Genomic DNA, 25,679 nt, shown 5'->3' with positions numbered 1-25,679 from the left:
CTCTATGGTTCAGTGACGTTTAGGGGAGAGCCAGACATTGGATAGCAGCAGTCTGTTTTTTACGCTGATCAGCTGTGTCTTTTTCATGGGGCTGGTCGCGTGGATCAGCTGGCGCAAGACACGCGGGAGCGTGGACGATCGCGATGGCTATTTTCTGGCCGGTCGCGGACTGAGCAGCGTTTTTATCGCTGGGTCCCTGTTGCTCACCAATCTTTCGGCAGAGCAGCTGATCGGCCTGAACGGTTCCGCTTACGGATATAATCTGTCGAGCATGGCATGGGAAGTCACCGCTGCGGTCGCGACCATCGCCATGGCACTGATCTTTCTTCCCCGCTATCTTGCCGGTGCGTTCACCACCCTGCCAGAATTTCTCAACGACCGCTTTGACGATGACGTCCGCCGGATGTCCGTCATCCTGTTCATGCTCGGCTATGGTCTGGTGACGATACCCTCGGTGCTCTACTCGGGATCAATCGCAGTAATGCAGCTATTCGATATTCCCCAGCTGACCGGTTTGGGCTATTTTCCCTCCCTCGTTGCTACGGTGGTTGCGATCGGAGCCATTGGTTCGGTCTATGCTATATTCGGCGGCCTGAAAGCCGTAGCCGTATCCGACACGATTAACGGCATTGGCTTGCTGATTATCGGCATATTGGTTCCGGTTCTTGGGTTGATCGCGCTGGGTCAGGGAGATTTCTCCGATGGATTGACACGTCTGGTCAGCGAACATCCGGAGAAGCTGAATGCCATCGGCGGACCGCAAGACCCGACGCCGTTTGGAACCATTTTTACCGGCATGCTGTTCGCCAATCTCTTTTACTGGTGCACCAATCAATATGTCATCCAGAGAACATTGGGCGCCGCATCGCTGGCCGAAGGTCAGAAGGGGGTGCTGTTTTCCGGGTTTTTCAAAGTGCTGGTGCCCTTCATGATGATGATCCCCGGCGTTATTGCATTCCATCTTTACGGACCCGGTCTGGGCTCGATTGATCAGGCCTATCCGAGGCTGATCCGTGATGTTCTGCCCGTTTACATGTCAGGCTTTTTTCTGGCAGTGCTGTTGGGCGCGGTGTTCAGCTCGTTCAATTCGCTTCTCAACAGTGCCGCCACTCTGTTCGCGCTGGATGTCTACGCACCATGGTCCAAAAGCAAGCCCGACGGAAAGCAGCTGGTCCGCGTGGCCAAAATCGCCAGCGTTGTCATCGCGCTTTTTTCCTTTTGTATCGCGCCTCTGCTTTACTTTGCCGAGCAAGGCCTGTGGCAGGTGATCCGGGTCTTTACCGGCTTCTACAATATCCCCACGGTCGTGATCGTGATCGTCGGCTTGTTCACCCGGCGCGTTCCCGCGCTGGGAGCAAAGCTGGTGATATTATTTCACGTCACAACCTACGGACTTCTGCGATTTGTTTTTGATGACATCGTGACCATCCACTTCCTGCATCAATATGCGATCCTGTTCATACTGGAGGTAGGCATCATGCTGGCGGTGGGCATGTGGCGGCCACGTCACCGTGCCTGGGAGTTTACCAGCAGCAGCAAGGTGGACATGACACCTTGGGTCTTTGCAAAGCCCCTGGCCTTTAGCCTGTTTTCCTGTGTGGTCGCGCTCTATCTATTGTTTTCCGACATTGGTCTGGCATCGGGTGCGGGGCTGCAAACGCCCTTTGCTGTGATGATGATCGCGCTGGTTGCAGCCAATCTGCTGTTCTGGCTCTGGCAATCCCGCGCATCGCGAGAACCATCCCCGCGATCTAACTGATCAGGGACGCCAGCACCCGGCGTGTGCCCTCAAACGGACGGCGCCCGTGCATGACGAGGAAATTGTCAATCAGCATCACGTCTCCGGCTTCCCACTCGGTATCAAAACTCAGTTCGTCGGACAGCACAATTGCTTCGCGCATGTCGTCGGCGGTGATTGGTTCACCGTCGCCAAAACTGAGCGCCCGAGATGCATCGTTGCGCTGGTCGGACCATCCTCGGAACGCGGCAATCAGCTGGTTAAAGAACACTGTTCGTCCATCGGGCAACTGGCGAACAGCATCCAGAACCGGAGTTGTCACGCGCAAGCTGCCATTGTCCATCCATTCCCAGCCATAGCCCAGATCAAGCAGACGGCTCTCAGCGTCTTCGGTGGTTTCGGCATTCAAGGTGCTGCGCCAGCTTCTGCCCTGTCCGGAACCGCTGTCGTCACTGGCCGGCATGACATTGGTGTAGCGCACGCCTCTGGATTCGAGGCGCGCGACCAGATCAGGATCCGCCTCCCGCAATTGATCGATCAATATATCAGACCGGCACAGGGGTGTAGCACCGCCCTTTTCAGCTGCAATCTGGCAATAGAAAAACAGTTTGGATGGATAAAGCGGTGTTTGCGCCATTTCATGATGCAGATAGATACTGGTATCCGGCGGGGCCTCATTGGCGGTGAACACCCGATCGGTCACGTTCACTCGCACGGCATTGGATAGCGATTCGGAATAAGTGAAACCGGGCTCTCCATAGGCCTGCACGACGGCATCAAAGTCCTCGGCAGTGGGTACGTCAAAACCCCGAAACAGGATCGCTCCGCATGCTGCAAGCGCCTGATTGATCGGATGCTGGTTCGCGGCGACATATTCCGGAAGGCTGTCCGAGCCAGCAATGACATGGGGAAAGTCGGCTCCGTTCCATTGCTGTATCTTCATGCTTGCCTCAATCGTAAATCGGATGAAAACTGTCGAACGCGAGTTCGCAAAACACGCCGGGATCGTTGAAACGGCGATTGCTGTTCAGAGCGGATATCGCGGCCATTTCATCTTCTGAAAGAGAAAAGTCATCAATCGCAAGATTCTCCCGCATCCGCTCCGGATTGGTGCTTTTGGGAATGATCGAGGTTCCGCGCTGCAGGGCCCAGCGCAGCACGACCTGTGCAGGGGTCTTGTCGTGTGCTGCCGCTGCGGAGGTGACACAGGGCTCGTTCAGTACGGTGTCTCCTGCACCGGCCATGTCCAGTTCGACATAAGACAAGGCGCCGAGAGGTGAAAAAGCCGTGACTTGCAGTCCGTAATCCTTCGCCAGACGAACCAGCTTGTCCTGGGTCAGATAGGGGTGCGCCTCGATCTGCAATGTCATTGGCCTGATCCGCGCGTAGGTCATCAGATCATGGATCAGAGCGCTGTTATAGTTGGAGACGCCTATATTGCGGACGAGTTCTTTGTCCGCGAGCGCTTCCATCGCCGCCCACGTCTGATGGAGCGGCACGGACGCCCGCTGCATGACCGGATTGTCTGCAGCAGGATCATGGATCCATTCCGGTGGATAGCGCTCTTCAATGGGGACAAACGCGAGTGCGATCGGAAAATGAATCAGATACAGGTCGAGATAGTCCAGCCCGAGATCATCCAGTGACTTCCGGCAGGCCGCCTCGACATGCTCGGGCGCATGAAACGTATTCCACAATTTGGAAGTGATCCACAGATCTTCGCGCCTACACAAGCCTTCCGCAATGGCCGCAGCGATTCCTTCTCCCACGGCGGCTTCGTTGCCATAGTCAGCCGCGCAGTCAAAATGGCGATACCCGGCACGCACGGCCTCCGCGATAGTCGCGCGGCAATCTTCAGCGGCTACTTTCCAAAGCCCGAAACCGATCGAAGGCATTTCCATTGCTTAGGTCTTCCCTGTTTGGTTCGTAAAATCAAGACAAACGGGTAGTCCGCTCTCGATAGATTCATGTGCTGCAGCGCCCATCTGCACCGAGCGCAAACCGTCCAGCGAACCCACAAACGGTTTGTCGCCCGTCACCAGGGCTTGGTGAAAGTGCTTCAACTGAAACCAGGTCGCGCCGTGATGATCCCCCGCTGCCAGCGCATCTGCCGGAGTATCTACAGCCTCTATCACCGTGCCGCTCTTGTCTCGCGGTGACCATGTAATTTCTGCCGCGGGAATTTTCACTTCGAGCTTGCCGACATCGCCCAATGCGTAGATTTCTTCCTGCTGCTCCGACCCTTCGGCAAACATGCAAAGATCCAGCGTCGCTCTTGCCCCACCTGCAAAATCGACAATCACATAGGCATTGTCGAGTATATCAGACCGCTCGCCATCATATGTTTCATCAAGATGATTGGCATCCTGCCCGCCGCTGGCGTAAACCCGCACCGGCTCATCCTGCAAGATATGCCGCATCAGGTCGAAGAAATGGCAGCATTTCTCGACCAGTGTTCCACCCGTGTTTCGGCTGAATCTGTTCCAGTCCCCGACCTTGACCAGAAACGGGAAACGATGTTCGCGGATGGACAGCATTTTGACTTTGCCCGCTTCGCCTGATTGCACCCGTTCAACAAATCGGGTGACCGGCGGCATGTAGCGATATTCCAGACCGACCCAAAACAGGGGCTCATATTTCGATTGCAGGCGAGCCAGATTTTTCGCGTCCTGCACGGTGGTACACATCGGCTTCTCGAGCAGGATCGCTACCTCGCACTGCATAAGCTGCTGTGCAATTTCAAAATGGGTGTGATTGGGAGCGGCGACGATGACGGCATCCGGCCGTGTTGATTCCATCAACTCGGCGATATTGTCAAAGCAAGTGATTGTTTGCTTCAGTTCTCCGGCAAGCAAAAACGCGGCATCACGCGAGGGTTCGTGAGGATCAGCAACCGCAACTAGCTGTGCGCCTTCAACCAACGCCAAATTACGCATATGTTCACGGCCCATCATGCCGCAACCGACAATGGCATATTTTCGGGTTTCAGTCACAAGACCCGCCAAACGCCCACATCACTTATAGTTTCTCGAGATGAACGGGCAGACCGTCTTTGGGCTGTGGAATTGGAAAGACCTGCCATTCAGGTTCATAGTCGGGCCCGCCGGTGAGTGTGACTCGATTCTGGGTCAGCATGGCATGGACCAGAATCTTGATCTGCATATAGGCGAAATGAAGCCCCAGACACATGTGTGCGCCACCGCCAAAAGGCACCCATGCATATTTATGCCGTCCCGCCGAGTTTTCCGGCGTAAACCGCATCGGATCGAATTTTTCGGGATTGGGCCAGTGCTTCTCCATTTTGTGGACGAAAGAAGGGCTGATTCCGACATTTGTACCGGCGGGAATAACATAGTTGCGGAACGTGAATTCCTTGATCGCCCGACGCGGCATGGACGGAACAGGCGGAATGAGCCGTAGCGCTTCCTTGAATGCCATCTCCGTCAATTCCATTTTCCCGAGATCCTCGAAGGCCAGTCCTGCGCCCGCCGGAGCGATTGACAGGCATTCTTCGCGCAGCTTTTCCTGCCATTCAGGATGTTTCGCGAGGAGATAGATCAGAGAAGTCGCCGAAGAGGTGATGGTATCGTGGGCCGCCATCATCAGAAAATTCATGTGATCGACGACTTCGTCTTCGGTCAGCAAGCTGCCATCCTCATGGGTTGCCAGGCAAATCTGGGTAAATATATCTTCACCGCCCCGTTCTCGCCGCTTTTTCACTTCCGGCTTGAAATAGGACAGGAGATATTCGCGTGCTTTCACACCGCGTCCCATTTTTGTGAACGGAATGGGAGAACGTGCAATACCAACCGAAGCCTGCACTTCATCAACAAACGCCTTGTTGATCTTGTCAGCTTCCGGTCCCCAGGGAATGCCCAGGATCGATGAAGCAGCGGTATCGAGGGACAGCGACTTGATCGCGGGATAAAATGCAAAGCTTTGCCCACTCCATCCGGCCACACCAGCAGCAATACCTTCATTGAGGACTTCACAATGATGTTTCATCGGTCCGGGCTTGAACGCCACGGACAAAGCCTTGCGATCCGCACGATGGCGTTCAAAATCCATCAGCATCAGTCCGCGAGGAAAGAGATTATTGAGGACCGGTCCCCAGCCCTGTTCGCTGGAAAATATCTTGTCGCGGTTGAACATCACCAGTTCATTGGCATCAGCGCCCAGCATTGTGACATTGTCTTTTCCGAAACTGAAAGTCCGGAAGACCGAGCCATATTTTTCGAACATATAGCGGCCAAAGCCAATCGGATCCTTGAGCGTCTTCAGTGTCGTCCCGACGACGGGAAGTCCATCCTCACCCGGGATATGCGCCAATTCTTCCTTGCTCGGCGGTTGCACCCAATGAGGATTGGCCGTTTCCGTGTAAGGATAGCCATGGGGCTGTGTTTCGATGGGGGATGCAGCGGTAGCCAAGCTAAACTCTCCTGAGTTGACAGTTACAACGGGACCGTAGCTACTTTCACCAATGTCAGCAAGGCTTCTGCATGAACGGCGTGTTCATTCCCAATTCAACGCCAAAGCGTTACATATTGCGACACATCAGAAAGAATCGGGACTCGGAGCTGAGGGGCTGCTTATTATGGAACCGATTCCAGAAAAGGGGCCTTTGCATGACCAGAATCGGATCGGAAAGACTGACGAAACTCCTCGCTGCAGGCGGTATTATTCTGGGTCTGAGCGCATGTACGCTCGGCGAAGGCTATTATGGCGATAATTATGTAAATGGCGGCTATGGCTGCGATCCCTATGCACCGTTTGACGACTATTACGCCTGTGACGACGGATATGGCTATGCCAATATCGGTTTTGGCGGCGGCTGGTATGACAGCTATTATTATCCCGGATACGGCACTTACATATTTGATCGTCGTGGATCCCGCTACGCCATGAAACGGCACCATCGCCGCCACTGGGCCCGGCAACGCGCCGCCTATGGAACACGTCATCGTCACCGCGATCGCCGTCATGCTGATCGCCGCCGAAATGCAACACCTGAACAGCGCGCCGAACGAAGGGAGCGCAGGGCAGAACGTCGCGAAGACCGCCAGGCACGACGCGGATCAGGTGCGGTAACCCGTAATGCAAACCGCAATCGCGGTGTCAATCGTGGTCAGCGAGCCAGAGGGCAAAATTCGGGAAATGTTCAAAGACGCCAGGATCGCCGTGCCGTAAGGGGCAATCGGCCTGCCGCGACAGGCCAACCGGCCAGAACTAACCGTCAGGCGGTTCGCGCTCCACGTCCTGCGGCAGGACAAGACCAACGCAGACAAAATTCCGCAACACCACCTCAGGCAGTCCGGCGTGCACCCGTCCGCCAGGAACGCCGCACGGTTCGCACTTCTCCCCGGTCACCGCGGGTAGAACGACGGGATGTCAACGACGAATAAGCGTCGGACCAGTCATTGATCCCAGTCCGGGATAACGGCCTAAAAATACGAACGGGAACCGAATTTGGATTCGATTCCCGCCGGCAAGCATCTAGTCTGAGGACTATCCGCCCACTGTCACGCGACCGACCCGGTAACCGCGTTCACGCATTTCCTTGGTGTAATCCTTGTTCGCATCCGCAATCTCATTGCGATATTCTTCCCGCGCATCGCGCCGATCTTCGTCATCGGTCGCGCGTTTGAGATCTTTTTTCAGTTCGTGTTCGGCTTCGCGAATATCGGAAAGATAATCGAACCAGAAGTTGTTCTCGATACCTCCAATCGGCTGGCTCAAGATTGGCTCGTGAGAACCATGTCTGGATTGATGAGCCGCGGCTGCCGTCAAAGGAATCGCGATCATCACAAGCGCGCTTACCGGCAAAATCATGGTGCGAATCGTCATTATTATTCTCCTGTCTCTTGTCCGACAGGGCCAGATGAACGGATAGGCGCTTGCTGCTTCATGAACATGCAAAAATGCACGGTAATCTGCACTCCAGATACGGTTAACGCTATTTTGTGGCAGAATCGCTGACTTACTCCCCGCTTCAGGGATGGACTGTTTCGGTCATAATGGGGGCATCTTCCCGCCAGAAAGGTTAAGATATTTGTAATCATACCACAGAACCGTTAGCTTGCGGGTTCGCAAAGCACGAATGGGGCGTACAGATGGCAACAGCATTTAACGATATTCAGCCAGACAATTTCGAGCCAGCAGTCGATCATCCTCAACACGGGGTGATTATCGGCGGACCGGCTGCACGCGCCAAAAAAATGGAATATGGCATTTTGCTCGCCTCCATGGTTCTCGGATCGCTCGGTGCCTTGTACTGGACGCTGACCCAGGCAACGGGATGGGTTGAATGGTCGGCCTTTCTGTCCGGATATGTGATTATCAATATGGGCGTTGGCATCGGCTATCACCGATTCTACACCCACCGTGCGTTCGAAACATCAAAACCCATGCGCTATGCCATAGCGATCATGGCGCAACTTGCCTGTCAGGCATCTGTGTTAAAGTGGGCAGCGGATCATCGCCGTCACCATGCTTTTGCGGACAAGGTTGGCGACCTTCACAGCCCGCATGTGGATGGCTTTGGCAAGCCGATGAAGGGTTTTAAAGGTTTTGCGATCGCCCATTTCGGGTGGCTGTTCGACGACACAACATCCGATATGAACGTTTATGGCAAAGGGCTGATAGACGATGATGCGGTCATGTTTGCGCACCGCACCCGCTGGCTTTGGGTACTGGTTTCGATGATTGGTATCCCCGTCATCTGGGCACTGAGCTTCGGTACGGTAGAGAATATCATTGGAACAGTATTGATTGGCGGTTTTTTCCGCACATTTTTCTTCCTGAACCTAGTGATGGGTGTCAACAGCATCGGCCATATGTTCGGGACGCAGCGATTCAAGACAGGTGACAGAGGCCGTAATAACTGGTGGCTGGCACTTCTCACATTTGGTGATGGCTGGCACAACAATCATCACCGCCATCCGCGTAGCGCCTATGCCGGCATGATGTGGTGGGAAATAGATGTGAATGGCTATATCATTTCACTTTGGGAAAAAATGGGCCTAGTCTGGAACGTACAGCATGCGCCCAAATATGTCCGCACGGAACAAGGTGAATGGATACAGGAAAGAAAATCAGCCACGTCATCCGAAATGGCCAGCCCGGAAGCCATGTCCCGGTCTGAAAGCGGAATCCTGTTTCCCGAAAAAACGGAAAACACAACAACAAAAGAACCCGTCAGCTAGTCATAGCCCACGGGATCAGGTCAGTTTCCGTCCCCGGCACTGTTCCGGGATTGCAGAGAGATATTTGCAGTCACGGTCCCGCCACCCGACGGGTTGACCGATAGTTTCTGTACAGCCAATCCCTGGCCTTCCAGTTCTGACAACCAGCCAAATAGTGCCACGGGTTTGGCGGAATCGATGACAATATCGACACTGCCGCCAGATTGCGGATCGATACGCCCGACTGCGAAACCGGCTTCCCCGGCCCTGCGGCTGACAAAGGCGTCAATCGGTCCGGCAGGAACATCGGATTGAGCTGCGGCTGGCAGTTGCAGCGCCGCGACTTTCGATTCAATTCTGGCCTGTCGTTCAACCGCTTGCTGATAGCGCAAAGCGGCATCAGTGGAAGCGGATGACAGGGGTTGATAAATTCCATACCAGGCAATGGTCAACGCAACCAGCACGCCCAGAACGCTGACCATGATCTTTTCGCGCTGGCTCAGCGCACCAAACCATTCCCGCAATGCTGTCATCATGGTGCCCTCACCGTAACATCCGCTTTTGCTGCGCCCGTTGCATCGGTCCGCGGCGTCGCGGTGATCAGGAATCCGGCATCCTGAATATTGAGGAGCACGGGGTTGATATCTTCGTTACGCACCGCCGAAAGAGTCGCAGCAACAATACCGCTTTGCTCGTAAGTCAAACGGTCTATCGTCACACCGGGGGCTTTTTGTACCGCTTCAAACAATGTTGCGGCAGGGACGGAAAAAACGATATTTCCTTTGTTTTCAATGATCAGACGTTCATCCAGCTGCCGCTCGGCCAGTTCAATGTCGTCCACCGGACCGACGACCGTTTCAGCCGCTGTCACTGCGGCTGCATCAGCTGTGTCCGCTGCCCAGTAATATTTGGCCAGCTGCATCAACGGGATTGCCAGCGAAACCAGCACAAGCGCGGCAACCAGCCCACCCAGCAATCTGCGTTGCGGTCCATCCAGCGCTTTGCGGGTCTTTTTGGTATAGGTCCCGGATCTCAGATCCAGCAAGCCTTCGTCTCCGGCGCGCATGAGAACTGACTCGATTTCCTTCGCCGCAAGAGCCTTTACAGGCATTCCATTGGTGAGATGCTGACGCAAAGACGGATCGTCAGGCAGGATCATTTCCTCCCCGCGCAATATCTTGTCAAAGCCAAAGTCCGCTTCGACCAACTGACCCTCTGATGGCTGGATCAACCAGCCCGCCGGGATAATTGCATCGGGGTCGAACCCAAGCTGCTGGCACCGGCCTATCCCCGACTGCATCAGCTGATTGTCGATTGCAGCCGTTGCAAATGTTTCGGATGGGGAAGACATGCCTGCAACATGGACATCCGATCCCGTGATACTCTGATCACGGGCCGCGATCACCGCCGCCGTCAGACCCTGTTTTTCGGTCGCTTCCTCTATCGCCGCGTGCCAGCGCACCGTCGTCAGTGCCGCTGGCAAGACCACAGCAAAGTAAATCTCGTCCATCGCGTTGACCGGCATTTTCAAGCCGGCAGCGAGCAAGGGGTCGGAGTCACAGCCGCTCTGGACGAGCGCGCTGTCCTCAAAATACCACCAATGCAGTGCCTGCCCATCCGTTTCCGGAAAGACAGTGACAAGGAGATGCGGTCTCATCAGAGGGGCCGCCTATTCAGCATAGACGTCCGCATTTTCATCTTCACCACCCGGCGCGCCGTCCGCGCCGAGGGAATAGAGATCGAAACCGGGTCCGCGACGCCCGGGATTGTCATATTGATAAGGCCGTCCCCAGGGATCATTCGGCAGTTTCTTGATATAGCCGCCTTTGCGGTATCGTGAGGAACCGGGCAACGACGCCGGCGGTGTCGACAGCGCCTGCAAACCATCCGCAGATGTCGGATATGTGAGATTGTCGAGCCGGTACATTTCGAGAGCCTGACCCAGAATCGAGATATCGGCCCGCGCCTTTTCGGTCATCGCGCGATCCTGACTGGGCAGAACGTTGATGACAACAATCGTCGTCAGCAATCCGAGAATGAAAATCACCACCATCAGTTCCACCAGCGTGAATCCATTTGGTTTGCGCTTTTTGTCTTCAGCGACTTTCGCACTTTCAGCGCCATCACCATCCACGGGATGAACCTGATTTTCGATCATGGCGTCGTCGGTATCGAGCATGTGTGTTCCTGTCATTTTCATCCTCACAATCCGGCCAGATTCTGAAGCTGCAATATGGGCAGCAATATAGCCAGAATTACAACCGCAACAACACCGCCCATCGCCACGATAATCAGCGGTTCAAGCAGAGACAATGCCGTTGAACTGAAATTGTCAAATTCCCGCTCCAGATAGTCAGCAGCACGCGCCAGCATGTCATCAAGCTGACCCGATGCTTCGCCGCTGGCCGTCAGATAAACCAGCATCGGAGGGAATACGCCCACGTTTTTTAGCGCTTTGGACAAGCTGCCCCCGCCTCTGATGGCCTCGATCATATCATCAGACGCCTTGCGTAACACCGAATTGCCTATCGTGCCGGCGGTTAGTCGCAATCCTTCCAGTATCGGCAAGCGGCTCGCCACCATGGTCGATAATGTCCGCGCCAGTCTTGCCGCGTGCAAATCTCTCAGCAAGCGCCCGAAAAACGGCAAACGGAGCAAAAATCCGTCAAAACGGTATTTGATTTCTGGTTCCTTCAGCGCCCGCCATCCAATCAGTGCGAGAATAACCAGTCCGGCCGCCAGCGCCCAATACCAATTGGCGAGAAAATCGGAAATTCCGATGACGACGCGGGTCACAAGCGGAAGCTGCTGGTTCACGTCGTCAAATTGCTCAACGACTTTCGGAACAACCGCGATCATCAAAAGCGCAACAACGAGAAGCGAAACCAGTGCGAGGATAATGGGATAGGCCAATGCGCTGATCAGTTTTCCGCGCATTTCGGCCTGTCGTTCCAGCAAGGAAGCCAGCCGCTCGGCAATATCAGGCAGAGTCCCGGAACTCTCACCGGCAGAAATCATCGCCCGATAGAGCGGCGGGAAACTATTCGGCTCTCGCCGCATCGCTTCCGCCAGCCTTTGTCCTTCAAGAACGCCGTTATGGACGGATCCAATCCGGTCGCGAACATGCGCTTTCTCATTCTGGCTGCCAATCGTCCGCAATGCTTCTTCAAGCGGCGTGACCTGCACGAGAGATGACAGTTGCCGTGTGAACAGCGTCAGTTCTTTGACATTCAGTTTCTTGCGCCCAAACAGGCTGGGTTTCGTTTGATCATCAACCCCTTGCGCCACCTGAACATCGACCACATAAAGATCGCGCTTGCGCAATTTGGAACGAACGGCATCATTGCTGTCCCCGGCCATGCGACCGGTTTTCTGACGCCCGTTTGGGTCAATGGCGGTATAAGAGAAGTCAGGCATCGCCATCTTCTTTTATGGATTCCCGCCGCGAGATCCGAATGGCTTCTTCAGCCGTCGTGACGCCCCGCTGGACAAGGTCGCGCACGGCATCACCCAATGTCGGGGCATTGCGGAAGGCGTATTCGGAGATCAGTGCCTCATCTGCGCCTTCGTTGATATATTTGCGGATGGTTTCATCAATTGCCACCGCTTCATAGACGCCAATTCGACCCTGAAAACCGGTATGGTTGCAAGTGTCACAGCCCCCTTCGCGATAAACTTTGGAACCCGGTGCAATTCCCAGCAACGACGCCAGGCTGTTTTCGGCCTGTACGGGCTTGCGGCAATCCGGGCATAATTTCCGAACCAGCCGCTGGGCCACAATCGCGCGCAGCGTGGAAGCGAGCAGAAAGGATTCCACTTTCATGTCACGCATCCTGGTAATCGCACCAACCGCATCATTGGTGTGAACGGTTGACAGCACCAAGTGGCCGGTGAGCGAAGCCTGAACCGCGATCTCGGCAGTTTCCCGGTCGCGGATCTCGCCGACCATCACGACATCCGGATCCTGGCGCAAAATCGCGCGCAATCCGGCCGCAAAGCTCAGTCCTACCTTGGTATTTACCTGCGTCTGGCCAATGCCTTCCACTGCATATTCAACAGGATCTTCCACGGTCAATATGTTGCGGCTACCATCATTGAGCTGCTTGAGACCGGCATATAGCGTTGTCGATTTACCGGAGCCGGTCGGTCCGGTGACCAGCAATATGCCATTGGGTTCCGCCAGCGCCTGAGAGATGATCTCCAGCGTTGCATCGGTCATGCCAAGCGTCTCGAGAGACATGCCCGCATTATCCTTGTCCAATATCCGCATCACCACGCGTTCATTGGCCCGATTGGGCAGTGTCGAAACCCGGACATCGAGCATTTTTCCGCCCAGCGTCAGGCTGATACGGCCATCCTGCGGTATGCGGCGCTCGGCAATGTCCAGTCGTGCCATCACCTTGATCCGGTTGACGATCACGGATGCGACATGTGGCGGCATTTTCAGTTTCTCGTGCAGCACACCATCAACCCGCATCCGCACGACAAGTCCGGTTTCATAGGGTTCGATATGTATGTCGGAGGCCCCCTGACGGGCCGCTTCTGCGATAATGCCATTGATCAACCGGATCGTCGGAGCATCATCTGCCGTATCCAGCAAATCTTCGGCGCTTGGGATATCACCGGCAATATCGTCCAGCGCGTCGGTATCGAGATTGCTCGCCAGCGAGGCCGCGCTGCCATCCATCGCATAGCGTTCCGACAAAAGTCGCTCAAACGCCTCTGAATCCACTTCAACAATATCAAATGGCACTGCCAGATGGCGCCGAACTTCGAGCAATGCCAGCGGATCACTTCCCGATCGCAATGCAAGTTGCGGCGGACTGGCGTCGGGGTCCGACATCAGAACGCCGTGATCGCGCGCATATCCATAAGGGATTGCAGCAATTTCCGGCACTGAAGCCACGATTGCGGCTCCGCTTTCAATCTGCGGATCATCACCACCCAAGGTGGCTTTTGAATGTGCCTGTCCGCTACCGGACATCAGTCGTTCTGATCCGACGGTACGGAACTGGCCGGGACTTCTGTCGGTGCGACGGTACTTTCCGGTTCTGCAGGCGCGGCACCGGGGGCGTAAATTATTTCGTCATCCGGTCGCGGACCCGCTCCGGGAGGTACGGTTCCAAGATAGTCACGTACCAGCGTATCCAGCGAAGGTTCCTGATCGGGGTTCTGGAGCTTTTGCCGCTCACGGATATAGTTATAGCGGCTGCTCGAAAAACGGCGCGCATCGTTCGGATCCTTGAGGATCGTGGGACGGATAAACACCATCAAATTTGTCTTCACCCGCGATTTACCGCGCGATTTGAACAATTCTCCGATCAAAGGAATATCGCCAAGCAGCGGAACCTTTTGAATGGTGCGGCGTTCATTGTCGTCGAGCAGACCGCCCAGCGCAATGATTTCGCCGTCTGCTACCGTCACAGTCGTATTGATTTCCCGCTTGTTGATAATCAACTCGTTGAAATCATCCGAAACCGGCCCCGCGATCGAACTGACCTGCTGCCGCAATTCCATCCGGACTTCCCTGCCAGCGTTGATCTGCGGAGTGACCTCCAGTTCGATCCCGACATTCTGGCGCTGGATGGTACGGAAGGCATTGTCAAAATTGTTGGACAAGGCTTCGCCCGTCGAAACCGGGATTTCCTGGCCAAACAGGATGCTGCCGTTGAGATTGTTGTTCACCGTCAGCGATGGCGTGGACAAGACATTGCTGTCAGTATCCGATTGCACGGCATTGATAATTGCACCCAGAACCGCGTTGCCGCCAAGCGAAGTTGCGAAACCGCCAAAGCCGCCACGTGCGCCGAGTACTGCATCAGCAGCATTTTGAAGCAAGCCATCGCCCACCGCGCTGTTGGTCGTGGTGGTTGTCGAGGTACTGGTGGTGGTGGTCGTTGTCGTATCGAACTGATCTGCCAGCAAGCCGCCAGCGATATCCACAATATTGGGCGAGGCGTTGGAGAAATTGGTGACTGCAAAAGGCACATCCTCGCCGCCGACCAGCCATTGCACACCAAGTTCTTTTGCAAGGCTTTCCGAGATTTCCACAATGATTGCTTCGACAACCACCTGTTCCTGTCGGGTATCGAGCTGACGGATCAATTCGCCGATCATCCGCTGGACGTCGGGATTGGCCGCGACGATAATCGCGTTCGTACCTTCCAGCCGTGTGACAATCGCGGGTCCGCTGCGGGCAATGCTGTTGCCATTTCCGGATGTCGCAACCGGGGTTGGTGCGGCACCGACATCAGCTCCGGAGGCGCCACCGGGCTGGCTGACAGTGACTGCACCGCCTGTTGCGCCCGCCTGCCCCATCAACCGCTCAATCACCGGCAGTAATTGTTCTGCATTGGCATAATCCAGGCGATGAACGCGAATTTCCGTCCCCAGTTCTGCCCGCTCGTCGAGTTCTCTGGCCATTTCCGCAAAACGGGCAACCGCTCCGGGATCACCGCGAAAGGCCAGCGAGTTACTGCTGTCTATCGCAACAATATTGACGGGTGTCCTTGCGCCTTCGCCGCCCTGAACGAGCGCTTGCAAGGACGTTGCAATTTCGCGAGCTCCTGCATTTCTCAGATTCACAATCGTACTCGCGGCATTGTCGCGGTCGATTTCCCGAACCAGCGCGCGGATGCGTCGGATGTTATCGGCATAGTCAACAATGACCAAGCTATTGGCATTGCGGTTGGCGGTAATCGCTCCCTGTTTGCTGATCAGCGGGCGCAACGTCTCAATCGCTGCCGAGGCTTCAATGGACTTCAGACGAACCACTTCGGTGACATATTGGTTGGCCGGTGAAGACTGTGTTCCAATTCGTGTCGGCTGTGATGCAGCTCCATCGGCAGGTTGTATGCGATACGCACCGCGGGTTGTCGGGATCGCGACAAGATTATTGGCACGCAATGTCGACAGAAAAATCTCGAAATATTCCGAACGGGACAAAGGACGATCGGTCACCACAGACACCTTGCCCTGCACGCGGCTGTCGACGATGAACGTCCGGCCTGTGACTCTGGCGGCATCCTGCACAAATGCACGAATATCGGCGTCACGCACGTTGAGGCTGTGCTGCGCCACCACGGGCTGCGAAACCATGGCGCCAATCAGAAAGAGGGCTGAAACCAGCCGGGTGAGTAAACGCTGCATCATGGTGATCCCAAATTTACGACGATCGGGACAATTTCCGTCCCGCGCTCGACTTCGATTGATAGGTTTGTACCAGGCGTGATCTGGCTCTGAAGAGATGCGATATCGGCCGTCGATGTGATCGGCCGGCCGCTGATTGAAACAATGATATCACCGACACGCAGACCAGCTGCGTCGAACAGCGCGCTATCGCCTTTGGGTGTAACAACAATCCCTGTGACTTTTCCGTCTGCCATGCGCGGATTAAAGGCCATCGCATCTGCGGCAGAAAGATTTGCTGTTGCCATCGCATCGGTGTTGATATCTTCGTCGCTGATTGTTCGCGCCGGAACAGACTGGTCAAGATACAGACTTTCCCGGACACCATCGCGGTCGATAATTACATGATCAAATTTAACCGCTGCCAGCGATACTCCTGACATGATTTCATCACCCACGGCGAAGCTATCCTGTACGCCATCCGATCCCGCCAGAATAGCAGAACCCAACCCGGACCCTTCGTTCATGCGAACACCATAAAGCGTGAGTTGCAGCGAAGTGACAACATTGGCTGAAGTTGTTGCACCCGAACGGAAAAACGGATCAAAACTGCGAAATAATGCAAGGCGGGACTGCGGAGGGATGATCCGGACTTCCGCGGTTTTCCAGCCGCCGACCGGACCTATCGGGGTAACTGCCAGCCAGACCAGCCGGATCAGCTGGATCAACAGCAGGATCGCAAGCAGCGCGAAGACAAAAGGATATATCCCTTTTGCCCGGAAAACCGGGGATAAACTGCTAAAACGATCCGACATTTGAGTAACCACAAATCTCCGCAACTATAACCCACAAGTCGCCATAACTGTTCCATGACCAATCAACGACTAAAACATGTCAGATTGATTACACGCCACGCGCAACCCGGCAAACACTATATATGCCGCGATACTACTGGACTGTAATGGTTAATATATCATGGAAATGTGGTTTCGAGCAACGCGCCAAGCTCCGTCAAAGCCTGCTTCTCTGCGGACACCTTGATCGCTGCCATACCTAAAGCTGCTGCCGGTTTGCAGTTTATGCCGAGATCATCGAGATAGATACACTGTGCCGGATTTACGTCCAGTGCCTCGCACATCATCTGATAGATTCGGAGATCGGGCTTTCTGATGCCGGCCTTGCTGCTTTCAATTATATGATCAAAACGCTCCATGATCCCAGCAACGGCATCGGCTTTTTCACTATCCATCGCCATGCCGGCGCCCTTCCCGGACGGCACGTTATTGGTGATACAACCAATGGTGAAACCGTCTGTTTTCAGCCGGTCCAGTGTGGCGACCATATTCGGGCGGATATCACCCGCCAGACAGGCCAGCACATCCCGGCCGCGCAGATCGACGCCAATGGCAATCGCTTCTTCGGCAAACAGGGCATCAAAACCAGCCGTATCAATTTCCGAACGCTCGAATTTCGCCCAGGCATTGTCATGTGGATTGGCGCTGTTGATCCGGCGAACGCTGTCCTGCGGAACCCCCCGATCCGCCTCCAGCCGGTTAAAGGCATCAAACGGAGAACTGGTGATCACGCCACCAAAGTCCCAGATTACGGTATCATATGTCATTTGTTCAGATATTCCAGTTTCAGGCCGGGACGTTTCCAGCGGGTTTTGGCGAGTTTTCCGGAAGCTGAAAGACAAATCCAAGCATCCATCATATCCTCGCCGCCAAAACAGATATTGGTGGTGAAAATATCGGGGGTTGCAACAAATTCCACCAGTTCGCCGGTTGGAGAGATTACGCTGATCCCGCATTCCCCAATAGTCGCGACACAGATATTGCCGCTATCTTCCACCGCGAGGCTGTCAAAAAACTTGTAGCCGGCAGGACGATAGACCGGGATTCCGGGGCCGCCAGGACCCGCGTCGGGTGCCACTTTGCCGGGTTCGGTGATATTGAATTTCATCAGACGGCAAGTGAAAGTCTCGGCCGCGTAGAGCGTTTTGCCATCAGGAGACAGTCCCACGCCATTCGGGTTTTGTGATGGAAAAACAACCTCTTCCAAATGACTGCCATCGGCTTTGGCGTAGAAAATGCCGACAATGTCATGAATGCGTTTTTCATAGTCGGTCTTGCCATGATCCGTGAACCAGAAGCCGCCATATTCGTCGAAGACAATGTCATTGGGGCCGCGCAAGATACAGCCAAAATCGCCACTGGTATAAAGCACTTCAACTTCACCGGTTTCCGGATCAATCCGCTCGATTCGACCACAGTCATAGTCTTTGGCAATTCCGGCCGGAGTCAAAAACCCACCCTGATCCTGATATTCAAAGCCGCCATTGTTGCAGACATAGATCTTGCCATCCGGCCCCAGTGCTGCCCCGTTGGGTCCGCCGCCCGGCTTTGCGACGACGTGTTTTGTACCATCCGGCATGACGCGGGTCAGCTGACCTGCTGCAATCTCGACCAGGATGACACTGCCGTCAGGCATCGCGATCGGCCCTTCCGGAAAACGCAGACCTTCGGCAACAACTTCCATATTTTTCTTCTCCCGAGGGTTCACAGTCATTGCGGGAAACAATCGACAAGTCTAGTGCTGTTTGCCTGGTTACAGGAGCAACTATGTCAAACGCTTATCCTTCTTCCCTGCAACTTCATATTGACGGCGAGTGGATCGATGTCGGCGACCGTGATGTCCATCAGGTCATCAATCCCGCGACCGGTCAGGCGATTAGCGATTTGCCCAAAGCCAACAACGCAGACCTAGATCGTGCGCTGGATGCAGCGGGTCGTGCCTTTCCGCTGTGGCGCGATACACCGGTCGGAGAGCGCGCGGCGATCCTCCACAAAGCCGCCGATCTGTTGCGTGAACGTGCCCCGGAAATCGGGCGGTTGATGACAGCCGAGCAAGGCAAACCGCTGGCTCAGGCAATCGGTGAAGTCACCGCATCCGCAACCCATTTCGATATCATGGCCGAGGAAGCGAAACGCTGTTACGGGCGGGTTCTGGTTCGTCCGAAGGGCATGAACAGTTTCGTCAAATATCAGCCCGTTGGGCCTGTCGCTGCATTCAGCCCGTGGAATTTTCCGGTCTTCACCCCCATTCGCAAACTCGCTCCTGCTCTGGCCGCGGGCTGTTCGATCATCTTGAAACCCGCAGAGGAAACGCCTGCCAGTCCGATTGAAATGATCCGCTGTCTGATCGATGCCGGACTGCCATCCGGAGTAGCTCAGGTAATATTCGGTGATCCGGCCCAAGTTTCCAGCCACCTGATTGCTTCCGATGTCATCCGCAAGATCAGCTTCACCGGCTCTGTTCCGGTTGGCAAGCATCTTATGAAACTGGCTGCAGAGGGCATGAAACGCACGACGATGGAGTTGGGCGGCCATGCGCCGGTACTGGTTTTCGACGATTGCGATCTGGAGAAGACACTCGATCTCACGGCAGCGCAAAAATTCCGCAATGCCGGTCAGGTCTGCGTATCGCCCACGCGCTTTTATGTGCAGTCCGGTATCTATGACCGCTTTGTCGATGAATTTTCGAAACGCGCTGCGAAGGTGGCCGTGGGAGACGGCTTCGCCGACGGGACTGAAATGGGACCGCTCGCCAATCCCCGCCGCCCCAGCGCGGTAGGAGCGATGGTCGAGGACGCAAAAGCCAAAGGCGCGCAGGTACGCCTCGGCGGCGAACGACAAGACGGAAATGGGTTTTTCTATAATCCCACCGTGCTGGCCGATGTACCGTTGCAGGCTGACATCATGAACGATGAACCGTTCGGCCCGGTCGCGGTGATGCGCCCCTTTGATACACTGGACGAAGCAATCGAGCAGGCCAACCGGCTGCCATTGGGACTCGCCGCCTATGCCTTCACCGAAAACCTGCGGACAGCGAACATCGTTGGCGACGCGATTGAGGCTGGCATGGTGGCGATCAACAATCTCACTGTCAGCCCCGGCGATGCACCCTTTGGCGGTGTGAAAGAAAGCGGACACGGATCAGAAGATGGCCCTGACGGGCTGAAGGCCTATATGGTCACCAAAGCCATTCACCAGAGTTGAGGTTTTCAGCATGACAGAGAAACGCACCGGCGCGCAGGTTTTGGTGGATCAACTGGTGATCCAGGGCACCGACCGCATTTTCACGGTTCCGGGAGAAAGTTTTCTCTCCGTCCTTGATGCGCTCCACGATTGCGGATCCATCGAGACGATAGCAACACGGCAGGATGGCAGTGCGGCCTTTATGGCTGAAGCAGACGGAAAAATGACCGGCGCACCCGGCATCGCCTTTGTCACGCGCGGTCCGGGAGCGACCAACGCCAGTATCGGTGTGCATACCGCGATGCAGGACAGCACGCCGATGATCCTGTTTGTCGGCGATGTGGCGCGCGATGACCGCGACCGCGAAGGCTTTCAGGAAGTAGACCTCACCGCCATGTTCACGCCGCTCGCCAAATGGGCCGCGCGCATCGACAATGCTGCGCGCATCCCGGAATATATCGCGCGCGCTTTTGATACCGCCAGCTCTGGACGGCCTGGACCGGTGGTCCTCGCCCTGCCCGAAGACATGCTGCGCGATGTAGTGGAGACACTGGATCGCCCCAGGGTGGTCGCCCCGGCACAGCCGCTGTGCCCGGATGCAATGACGGCGCTGACCGACATGCTGCGCGATGCCACCGACCCGATTGCGATTGTCGGCGGCGCAGGATGGGATACCAAGGCGCGGCACTATTTTGCACAATATGCAGAGCGCATTGGCCTGCCGGTCGCCTGTGCCTTCCGGCGTCAGGACAATTTCCCCAACAACAGCCCGGTCTATGCCGGAAATCTCGGCTATGGTCCCAATCCCAAACTGGTGGAACGGATCAGGGCCGCGGATCTGATCATCGCGGTTGGCGCGCGGTTGGGCGAGGCCACGACGGATGGCTATACCGTTATCACGCCCGATCATCCCGAACAGATACTGGTCCATATCCATCCCGATCCGGACGAGCTCAACCATGTCTATCGTATCGATTTGCCGATCTGCGCGGAGATGGATGAATTTGCCGAGCAGGTTGCGCTCTGGGAGGATGACCTGCTGAGCTTTGATGCTGGCAAGGCGGCCCATGCAGACTATCAGCAATGGACGACCGTCACGGAAACCAAAGCCAGGCTCGACCTTGGCCCATGTGTCACAGCCATGCAGGAGATGCTCCCGGCCGATACAATCATCTGCAACGGCGCAGGCAATTTTTCCGGCTGGTGGCATCGCTACTGGACCTATGGCGAATTTCCCAGCCAACTCGCCCCGACATCCGGCGCGATGGGTTACGGTGTTCCCGCATCGGTGGCAGCAGCCTTGCGTTTCAAGGATCGCACCGTTGTCGCGCTGGCCGGCGATGGCGACTTTATGATGAACGGACAGGAACTGGCAACCGCGGTCCAATATGATGCGGATCTGCTGGTGCTGGTGATCGACAATGGCAGCTTCGGCACGATCCGCCTGCATCAGGAACGCGAATATCCGGCCCGTTTGTCCGCCACCTCACTGGTTAATCCAGACTTCGCTGCCCTCGCCAAAGCCTATGGCGGCTGGAGTGCAACGGTGGAGAGCACCGGCGAATTTGTCCCTGCACTGAAGCAAGCAATGGAGCAGAAAGGGCTGCGTTTGCTGCACCTGAAAACGGATGTCGAGTTTTTGACTGCAGCAGGCGCGACGGTGAGCGGATTGCGGAACCGGTGACGGCATTGTCCCGATAGCGGTTGGCAATGGTTCCTATAACTGACCGTATATCAGCTGGCGTTTTTGCAATATCGCCGCGACGATAAAATCCATCAGTAATTTGATACGCGGCGTGTCACGCAGATCAGGGTGGGTTAGCACCCAAAAATCTTGTTGAGGAACTGGCGGCTCGGTCGACAACCGGACGAGATTGGATTCTGGATCTGCCATAAAGCAAGCGCCACGCCCCAATCCATATCCCTTAACCAAGGCCCGATGACGCGCCGTAATATCATCGATGACCATTGCCACTGGTACGTTCGGAAATGGAGAATTCTCAATCCAGCTGGGCCAAAGCCCATCCGATGCCGGTGCAATCCATCGTAACTCGTTTGCAGGGGTTCGGTCCAAATAGTTGCGATCAGCATAATATGTCACATGATTGGCAAACAAGCGCCTGCCAACCAGATGATCGGATGGTTCTTGTGCGCCGCGCACAACCACATCCGCTTCGCTCTTGTCGAGATTGGCAAAACTGTAGCTGGTTTCAACCGTCAGATTGATTTCCGGGTAAAGTTTTGAGAACCTGAAAAGATCATCCAGCAGCATATATTGGGCCACCGCTTCAGGCACAGAAAGCCGAACTGGACCAGAAACTGAAGCCTCGTTGGCATTTTGATATCGCGTTCCGGCAAACGTCAGATGTTCAATGCGTTCTGCGACACTCAGCATTGCGTCTCCCAGGTCCGTAGTGCGATATCCGCGCGTATTCTTTTCGAATATCTGACCGCGGGATTTTTCCAATATGGCAAGACGGCGGGATACAGTGGTGTGCGTCAGTCCAAGCGTCTCAGCAGCCCGCCGCATAGTACCAGCGCGCGACAAAGCAATGATTAGCCGATAGTCATCCCAATTCTCCATTGGAACGTTTTTGCACCAAGTTGATGAAATGTCTAGCCAAGACAGCGTAGATAAATTGAATTAAAGGTTCGTTTATCAACCAATAACTTTCTATTGAGGTCTAAATGCAAACATATATACGATCAGCTTTTCTCTCCGCTTGCATAGTCGGAAGCTCTTTAGTTCCAACGACCGTAGCTGCTGCGAAATCTGATGAAACCACCGTGCAAAAGACCATAACAATCGAGATCAAGAAGGGCGAAGTACTGCAAATTGTCGCTCCGGAGTCGCGCGAGGACGGAAAAAAAGCGCAGCAGGCCTATTATCAATCCGTTTTTCCTATCGCCGAAACATTGGGATATAAACGCCTCGCACAGATGAATGTGAAGCAAAAAGTTGTGAGCGAATATGATCCTGCAGCACTCATCTTTTATTCCTGGCCCAACAAAGAAGCAGAACGCTGGTTATATGGCCATCCAAAATGGCCTTCATTAAAAGCCTCTCGCCCCGACGCGTGGAGCGAGCTCAAGATCTACACAGAAACTGTCCAGAAAGACCTTACGCTGCGTTTCGATCCAACCAAATATTACTCGGTTGTGGTCGCCTGGTTCAATGCAGAAAATCCCGGTGACTATGAGCGCTATCTCGATGGAATTGCACCAGCGGTCGAACGCTTTGGAGGGCGCTTCATATATAAAATGCGCAACCCCTCATTTGAAGCACATGCGTCTGCCGCCATTGCGCCGGGGCAAATCACGTTTGTCGAATGGGACAAACCCGACGGATTTCAACGGGTGCAAAAATCAGACGAGTATAAGAAACACTCCAAATATTTCGGAACCGGGCTCGAACGATTTGAATTTTATTGGCTCGAACCAAAAGTCTAAATTTCCAGTTCGAGAAAAATTCTGCGAAGCCTTCAGCATCGGTTGGTAGATACCTGAAACTCAAAGTTGCCTTAAGCCGAACGCAAACATTGGCCCGCAAACAAAAAAGCCCCGCCAGATCTCTCTGGCAGGGCTTTTTTTGATTTGTTGAACGGTGTTAAGCGTAGCTGACTTTCACAGCTGCTTTACGTTGACGGCGCATCGCTCCGCCGATCGCGCCAAAGCCGAAGATCATGAACGCCCAGGTTGCGGGTTCTGGAACTGGAGCGCCCAGCTGACCAAAGCTAATATTGTTCGGAAAGCGTTCTTCGGGGGCATCACCTGGCCATGGCAACAAGGTATTGGCTGTCGCAGCATCGCTGCCTGCCAATATCGTCACATCCAGCACATATTGGTCAAATTCAAGACCACTAGCGATATCAACGCTATTGGTTCCCACATGAACGAAGCTGTTCGTGATACCTGCAGCGCTATCCGAAAAGATCGACGAACCCAGTCGATTGAGGTTTAAATCATAGTCGACCATACGGTCGCCACTTTCTGCTACGGTCAAAGCAAAGAAGGGAAACAGCGAACCGGCAGCTATTGTGGTCCAGCCTTGTCCGCCCGTTGCGTTCAGCGAATAGGTAAATGTATCACCGGCTACCAAAGTGGTTGCCAGTGGATCATCGCTGCCGGCTGCCAGAGATGCAGTCGTACCATCATAATCAACGCTGAAGATGAAGCTTGCGGCCTGGGCCGAGCTTGCTGACGCGAAAGCAAGGCTGACAGCGGACACCGTCGCCGCTTTGGCCAGTAATTTTGTGAATTTCATAGTAAAATGCCCTGAAGTCAGAATTTTGCGAACCCTAACGGATTGTTAACATATTGAACTCCATCGAGCAATCGCTGAGATATGATAAGGGAATCTGTCTCGGATTGGGCCAATTCCTACAGCGGATATTAATGCTCGCTCATCGCTAAAATCGCACGCCATTCCGCTTCTGTCACCGGTGCCACCGACAGTCTTGTCTGCCGGATAATCGCCAGATTCCCGAGCTTCGCATTCTGTTTCATTTCTTTCAGCGGAACGGCCTTGTCGAGCTTGCGTACGGGCTTGACCTTCACCACGACCCAGCGTTCGGGATCCGTTGTCATGTCGGGACTATGCTCTTCGGATACTTCCATAATACCAACCACCTCGAGCCCCTGGCGCGAGTGATAGAAAAACACCTGATCGCCCTTTTTCATCGCTTTCATGTTGTTGCTGGCCTGCGCGTTTTTTACGCCATCCCAGATACCTTCCTTTTCAGCGATCAGGTCATCCCAGCCATATTCATCCGGTTCGGATTTCATCAGCCAATAGTTCGCCATCTTGTGCTCCTGTATTTTCAACCATCATTGATAGGGAAAGACCGGACAATAAAAAAGGGCCCGCTTTTGAAAGCGAGCCCCGTTATCTGATCCAATGCGGATTGCTCAGCCCGGCATCAAGACCGTATCCAGAATGTGAATAACGCCGTTGCTCGATTCAACATCCGCTTCCAGGATATTGGCCTTCGATCCTGCTCCGTCTTCCAGAACAATCTTGTCGCCATCCATCGAAGCCTTGATCGAGCCGCCCTGCAATGTCTCGAGGCTCGCCGTTCCACCGCCATCGGTGATAGCTTTTGCGATATCCGCAGATGTCATTGTGCCCTTCACAAGGCCGAATTTTGCGATAGCCGCCAGTTCACTCTTGTCTTCAGCACTGACCAGCGCTTCCAGCTTGCCGTCTTCCATTTTGTCGAATGCCGCGTTGGTGGCAATGAAGGAAGTAAACGGCCCGTCATCCTTCAGTTCCTGAGCCACACCGGACTGGCCCACCGCCATGCTTGCGGTGGAGAGATCAGGATTTCCCTGAATAACCGCAGTCAGATTGGTTGGCTTCTTGGATTCTTCGGCAATCCTGGCATCCAGAATAGCCTGTTCGTCTTCGGTCAGTTCTGATGAGCAGGCAGATATGGTTGCCAGCGCAGCAGACGCGAGAATTACCTTGGAGAGAATATGCATTATGTTCCTTTCAATAGGGGATTCCCGGAATCTATAGCTTGGAATCCATAGTCCGCATAGCCCGAACCAAAAATGAAACGGGCCCAATAACCTGCGGGCAATAAAAAGGCCCCG

24 protein-coding genes are annotated in these 25,679 nt (G+C 54.7%); 6 read left to right on the top strand and 18 right to left on the bottom strand.

Going from position 1 to position 25,679, the window contains the following annotated elements; translation table 11 throughout:
- Window positions 1–37: 37 nt before the first annotated feature.
- Window positions 38–1,759 (top strand): solute:sodium symporter family transporter, encoded by a 1,722-nt coding sequence (locus ABJI30_RS01345; protein WP_348015094.1) that lies wholly within the window; start codon window positions 38–40, stop codon window positions 1,757–1,759.
- Here ABJI30_RS01345 and ABJI30_RS01340 read toward each other — a convergent pair.
- From ABJI30_RS01340 to ABJI30_RS01325, 4 genes are read right to left on the bottom strand one after another with little or no spacing between them, the layout of a single operon-like run.
- Window positions 1,752–2,681 (bottom strand): TauD/TfdA family dioxygenase, encoded by a 930-nt coding sequence (locus tag ABJI30_RS01340; RefSeq protein WP_348015093.1) that lies wholly within the window; start codon window positions 2,679–2,681, stop codon window positions 1,752–1,754. The genes ABJI30_RS01345 and ABJI30_RS01340 overlap by 8 nt on opposite strands.
- 7 nt (window positions 2,682–2,688) lie before the next feature.
- Window positions 2,689–3,639: an aldo/keto reductase gene (locus tag ABJI30_RS01335; protein WP_348015092.1), complete on the bottom strand. Its 951-nt coding sequence runs from the start codon at window positions 3,637–3,639 to the stop codon at window positions 2,689–2,691.
- 3 nt (window positions 3,640–3,642) lie between these two features.
- Entirely contained in the window at window positions 3,643–4,731 is a 1,089-nt protein-coding gene (locus ABJI30_RS01330; RefSeq protein WP_348015091.1) for a Gfo/Idh/MocA family oxidoreductase, read from the bottom strand.
- A 25-nt stretch (window positions 4,732–4,756) separates the two neighbouring features.
- Window positions 4,757–6,091 (bottom strand): cytochrome P450, encoded by a 1,335-nt coding sequence (locus ABJI30_RS01325; protein WP_348015223.1) that lies wholly within the window; start codon window positions 6,089–6,091, stop codon window positions 4,757–4,759.
- A gap of 272 nt (window positions 6,092–6,363) precedes the next feature.
- On the opposite strand from ABJI30_RS01325, the gene ABJI30_RS01320 reads away from it, so the two are divergent.
- On the top strand, window positions 6,364–7,140 hold the full coding sequence (locus tag ABJI30_RS01320) for a hypothetical protein (protein ID WP_348015090.1): 777 nt from the start codon (window positions 6,364–6,366) through the stop codon (window positions 7,138–7,140).
- 103 nt (window positions 7,141–7,243) lie between these two features.
- Here ABJI30_RS01320 and ABJI30_RS01315 read toward each other — a convergent pair whose 3' ends face one another.
- The gene (locus tag ABJI30_RS01315) at window positions 7,244–7,582 is read right to left on the bottom strand and encodes a hypothetical protein (protein ID WP_348015089.1); all 339 of its coding nucleotides are present in this window, start codon (window positions 7,580–7,582) and stop codon (window positions 7,244–7,246) included.
- Window positions 7,583–7,848: 266 nt separating this feature from the next.
- On the opposite strand from ABJI30_RS01315, the gene ABJI30_RS01310 reads away from it, so the two are divergent.
- Window positions 7,849–8,940, top strand: a complete 1,092-nt coding sequence (locus tag ABJI30_RS01310; RefSeq protein ID WP_348015088.1) for an acyl-CoA desaturase — start codon at window positions 7,849–7,851, stop codon at window positions 8,938–8,940.
- A 20-nt stretch (window positions 8,941–8,960) separates the two neighbouring features.
- On the opposite strand, the gene ABJI30_RS01305 is transcribed toward ABJI30_RS01310, so the two are convergent.
- The 9 genes from ABJI30_RS01305 to ABJI30_RS01265 all read right to left on the bottom strand — a co-directional run bounded on the left by ABJI30_RS01305 (window position 8,961) and on the right by ABJI30_RS01265 (window position 18,585).
- Window positions 8,961–9,455 carry a type II secretion system protein M gene (locus ABJI30_RS01305; RefSeq protein ID WP_348015087.1) on the bottom strand — a complete coding sequence of 165 codons (495 nt, stop codon included), beginning with the start codon at window positions 9,453–9,455 and terminating at the stop codon, window positions 8,961–8,963.
- Entirely contained in the window at window positions 9,452–10,576 is a 1,125-nt protein-coding gene (locus tag ABJI30_RS01300; protein WP_348015086.1) for a hypothetical protein, read from the bottom strand. Before ABJI30_RS01300 ends, ABJI30_RS01305 begins: the two co-directional genes overlap by 4 nt.
- Before the next feature lie 12 nt (window positions 10,577–10,588).
- The gene (gspG, locus tag ABJI30_RS01295) at window positions 10,589–11,098 is read right to left on the bottom strand and encodes a type II secretion system major pseudopilin GspG (protein WP_348033089.1); all 510 of its coding nucleotides are present in this window, start codon (window positions 11,096–11,098) and stop codon (window positions 10,589–10,591) included.
- Between the two features lie 23 nt (window positions 11,099–11,121).
- Window positions 11,122–12,336 (bottom strand): type II secretion system inner membrane protein GspF, encoded by a 1,215-nt coding sequence (gspF, locus tag ABJI30_RS01290; RefSeq protein WP_348015084.1) that lies wholly within the window; start codon window positions 12,334–12,336, stop codon window positions 11,122–11,124.
- Window positions 12,329–13,903: a type II secretion system ATPase GspE gene (gspE, locus tag ABJI30_RS01285; RefSeq protein ID WP_348015083.1), complete on the bottom strand. Its 1,575-nt coding sequence runs from the start codon at window positions 13,901–13,903 to the stop codon at window positions 12,329–12,331. The genes gspF and gspE overlap by 8 nt, the downstream gene beginning before the upstream one ends.
- Entirely contained in the window at window positions 13,903–16,068 is a 2,166-nt protein-coding gene (gene gspD, locus ABJI30_RS01280) for a type II secretion system secretin GspD (RefSeq protein ID WP_348015222.1), read from the bottom strand. The genes gspE and gspD overlap by 1 nt, the downstream gene beginning before the upstream one ends.
- Window positions 16,068–16,862, bottom strand: coding sequence for a type II secretion system protein N (locus ABJI30_RS01275; protein WP_348015082.1), 795 nt, complete (start codon window positions 16,860–16,862; stop codon window positions 16,068–16,070). The genes gspD and ABJI30_RS01275 overlap by 1 nt, the downstream gene beginning before the upstream one ends.
- A gap of 158 nt (window positions 16,863–17,020) precedes the next feature.
- Window positions 17,021–17,668 carry an HAD-IA family hydrolase gene (locus tag ABJI30_RS01270; RefSeq protein ID WP_348015081.1) on the bottom strand — a complete coding sequence of 216 codons (648 nt, stop codon included), beginning with the start codon at window positions 17,666–17,668 and terminating at the stop codon, window positions 17,021–17,023.
- Window positions 17,665–18,585 carry an SMP-30/gluconolactonase/LRE family protein gene (locus ABJI30_RS01265; protein WP_348015221.1) on the bottom strand — a complete coding sequence of 307 codons (921 nt, stop codon included), beginning with the start codon at window positions 18,583–18,585 and terminating at the stop codon, window positions 17,665–17,667. The genes ABJI30_RS01270 and ABJI30_RS01265 overlap by 4 nt, the downstream gene beginning before the upstream one ends.
- An 83-nt stretch (window positions 18,586–18,668) precedes the next feature.
- Between ABJI30_RS01265 and ABJI30_RS01260 the strand changes: the two genes are divergently transcribed.
- Window positions 18,669–20,105: an NAD-dependent succinate-semialdehyde dehydrogenase gene (locus ABJI30_RS01260; protein WP_348015080.1), complete on the top strand. Its 1,437-nt coding sequence runs from the start codon at window positions 18,669–18,671 to the stop codon at window positions 20,103–20,105.
- Between the two features lie 10 nt (window positions 20,106–20,115).
- Window positions 20,116–21,768 carry a thiamine pyrophosphate-binding protein gene (locus ABJI30_RS01255; RefSeq protein WP_348015079.1) on the top strand — a complete coding sequence of 551 codons (1,653 nt, stop codon included), beginning with the start codon at window positions 20,116–20,118 and terminating at the stop codon, window positions 21,766–21,768.
- A 33-nt stretch (window positions 21,769–21,801) separates the two neighbouring features.
- Here the strand turns inward: ABJI30_RS01255 and ABJI30_RS01250 are convergent, their stop codons facing one another.
- Entirely contained in the window at window positions 21,802–22,668 is an 867-nt protein-coding gene (locus ABJI30_RS01250) for a LysR family transcriptional regulator (RefSeq protein ID WP_348015078.1), read from the bottom strand.
- A gap of 203 nt (window positions 22,669–22,871) precedes the next feature.
- On the opposite strand from ABJI30_RS01250, the gene ABJI30_RS01245 reads away from it, so the two are divergent.
- On the top strand, window positions 22,872–23,534 hold the full coding sequence (locus ABJI30_RS01245; protein ID WP_348015077.1) for a hypothetical protein: 663 nt from the start codon (window positions 22,872–22,874) through the stop codon (window positions 23,532–23,534).
- Between the two features lie 157 nt (window positions 23,535–23,691).
- Here ABJI30_RS01245 and ABJI30_RS01240 read toward each other — a convergent pair whose 3' ends face one another.
- From ABJI30_RS01240 to ABJI30_RS01230, 3 genes are all read right to left on the bottom strand, one after another.
- Complete coding sequence (locus ABJI30_RS01240; protein WP_348015076.1) at window positions 23,692–24,348, bottom strand: PEPxxWA-CTERM sorting domain-containing protein; 657 nt, start codon at window positions 24,346–24,348, stop codon at window positions 23,692–23,694.
- A 128-nt stretch (window positions 24,349–24,476) separates the two neighbouring features.
- Window positions 24,477–24,887 (bottom strand): EVE domain-containing protein, encoded by a 411-nt coding sequence (locus tag ABJI30_RS01235; RefSeq protein ID WP_348015075.1) that lies wholly within the window; start codon window positions 24,885–24,887, stop codon window positions 24,477–24,479.
- A 105-nt stretch (window positions 24,888–24,992) separates the two neighbouring features.
- The gene (locus ABJI30_RS01230) at window positions 24,993–25,565 is read right to left on the bottom strand and encodes a fasciclin domain-containing protein (protein ID WP_348015074.1); all 573 of its coding nucleotides are present in this window, start codon (window positions 25,563–25,565) and stop codon (window positions 24,993–24,995) included.
- Between the last annotated feature and the right edge of the window lie 114 nt (window positions 25,566–25,679).

Origin of the sequence: Parasphingorhabdus sp. (assembly GCF_039968395.1) — a bacterium.
Classification (GTDB): domain Bacteria; phylum Pseudomonadota; class Alphaproteobacteria; order Sphingomonadales; family Sphingomonadaceae; genus Parasphingorhabdus.
The sequence above is the reverse complement of the archived record's forward strand: the minus strand, read 5'-3'. Positions and strand labels throughout refer to the sequence as shown.

Coding starts and splice junctions, on each gene's coding strand:
- ABJI30_RS01340 (WP_348015093.1), bottom strand. CDS start 2,681: ATGAAGATACAGCAATGGAACGGAGCCGACTTTCCCCATGTCATTGCT.
- ABJI30_RS01335 (WP_348015092.1), bottom strand. CDS start 3,639: ATGGAAATGCCTTCGATCGGTTTCGGGCTTTGGAAAGTAGCCGCTGAA.
- ABJI30_RS01320 (WP_348015090.1), top strand. CDS start 6,364: ATGACCAGAATCGGATCGGAAAGACTGACGAAACTCCTCGCTGCAGGC.
- ABJI30_RS01315 (WP_348015089.1), bottom strand. CDS start 7,582: ATGACGATTCGCACCATGATTTTGCCGGTAAGCGCGCTTGTGATGATC.
- ABJI30_RS01310 (WP_348015088.1), top strand. CDS start 7,849: ATGGCAACAGCATTTAACGATATTCAGCCAGACAATTTCGAGCCAGCA.
- ABJI30_RS01305 (WP_348015087.1), bottom strand. CDS start 9,455: ATGATGACAGCATTGCGGGAATGGTTTGGTGCGCTGAGCCAGCGCGAA.
- ABJI30_RS01300 (WP_348015086.1), bottom strand. CDS start 10,576: ATGAGACCGCATCTCCTTGTCACTGTCTTTCCGGAAACGGATGGGCAG.
- gspG (WP_348033089.1), bottom strand. CDS start 11,098: ATGCTCGATACCGACGACGCCATGATCGAAAATCAGGTTCATCCCGTG.
- gspF (WP_348015084.1), bottom strand. CDS start 12,336: ATGCCTGACTTCTCTTATACCGCCATTGACCCAAACGGGCGTCAGAAA.
- gspE (WP_348015083.1), bottom strand. CDS start 13,903: ATGTCCGGTAGCGGACAGGCACATTCAAAAGCCACCTTGGGTGGTGAT.
- gspD (WP_348015222.1), bottom strand. CDS start 16,068: ATGCAGCGTTTACTCACCCGGCTGGTTTCAGCCCTCTTTCTGATTGGC.
- ABJI30_RS01275 (WP_348015082.1), bottom strand. CDS start 16,862: ATGTCGGATCGTTTTAGCAGTTTATCCCCGGTTTTCCGGGCAAAAGGG.
- ABJI30_RS01270 (WP_348015081.1), bottom strand. CDS start 17,668: ATGACATATGATACCGTAATCTGGGACTTTGGTGGCGTGATCACCAGT.
- ABJI30_RS01265 (WP_348015221.1), bottom strand. CDS start 18,585: ATGGAAGTTGTTGCCGAAGGTCTGCGTTTTCCGGAAGGGCCGATCGCG.
- ABJI30_RS01260 (WP_348015080.1), top strand. CDS start 18,669: ATGTCAAACGCTTATCCTTCTTCCCTGCAACTTCATATTGACGGCGAG.
- ABJI30_RS01255 (WP_348015079.1), top strand. CDS start 20,116: ATGACAGAGAAACGCACCGGCGCGCAGGTTTTGGTGGATCAACTGGTG.
- ABJI30_RS01250 (WP_348015078.1), bottom strand. CDS start 22,668: ATGGAGAATTGGGATGACTATCGGCTAATCATTGCTTTGTCGCGCGCT.
- ABJI30_RS01240 (WP_348015076.1), bottom strand. CDS start 24,348: ATGAAATTCACAAAATTACTGGCCAAAGCGGCGACGGTGTCCGCTGTC.
- ABJI30_RS01235 (WP_348015075.1), bottom strand. CDS start 24,887: ATGGCGAACTATTGGCTGATGAAATCCGAACCGGATGAATATGGCTGG.
- ABJI30_RS01230 (WP_348015074.1), bottom strand. CDS start 25,565: ATGCATATTCTCTCCAAGGTAATTCTCGCGTCTGCTGCGCTGGCAACC.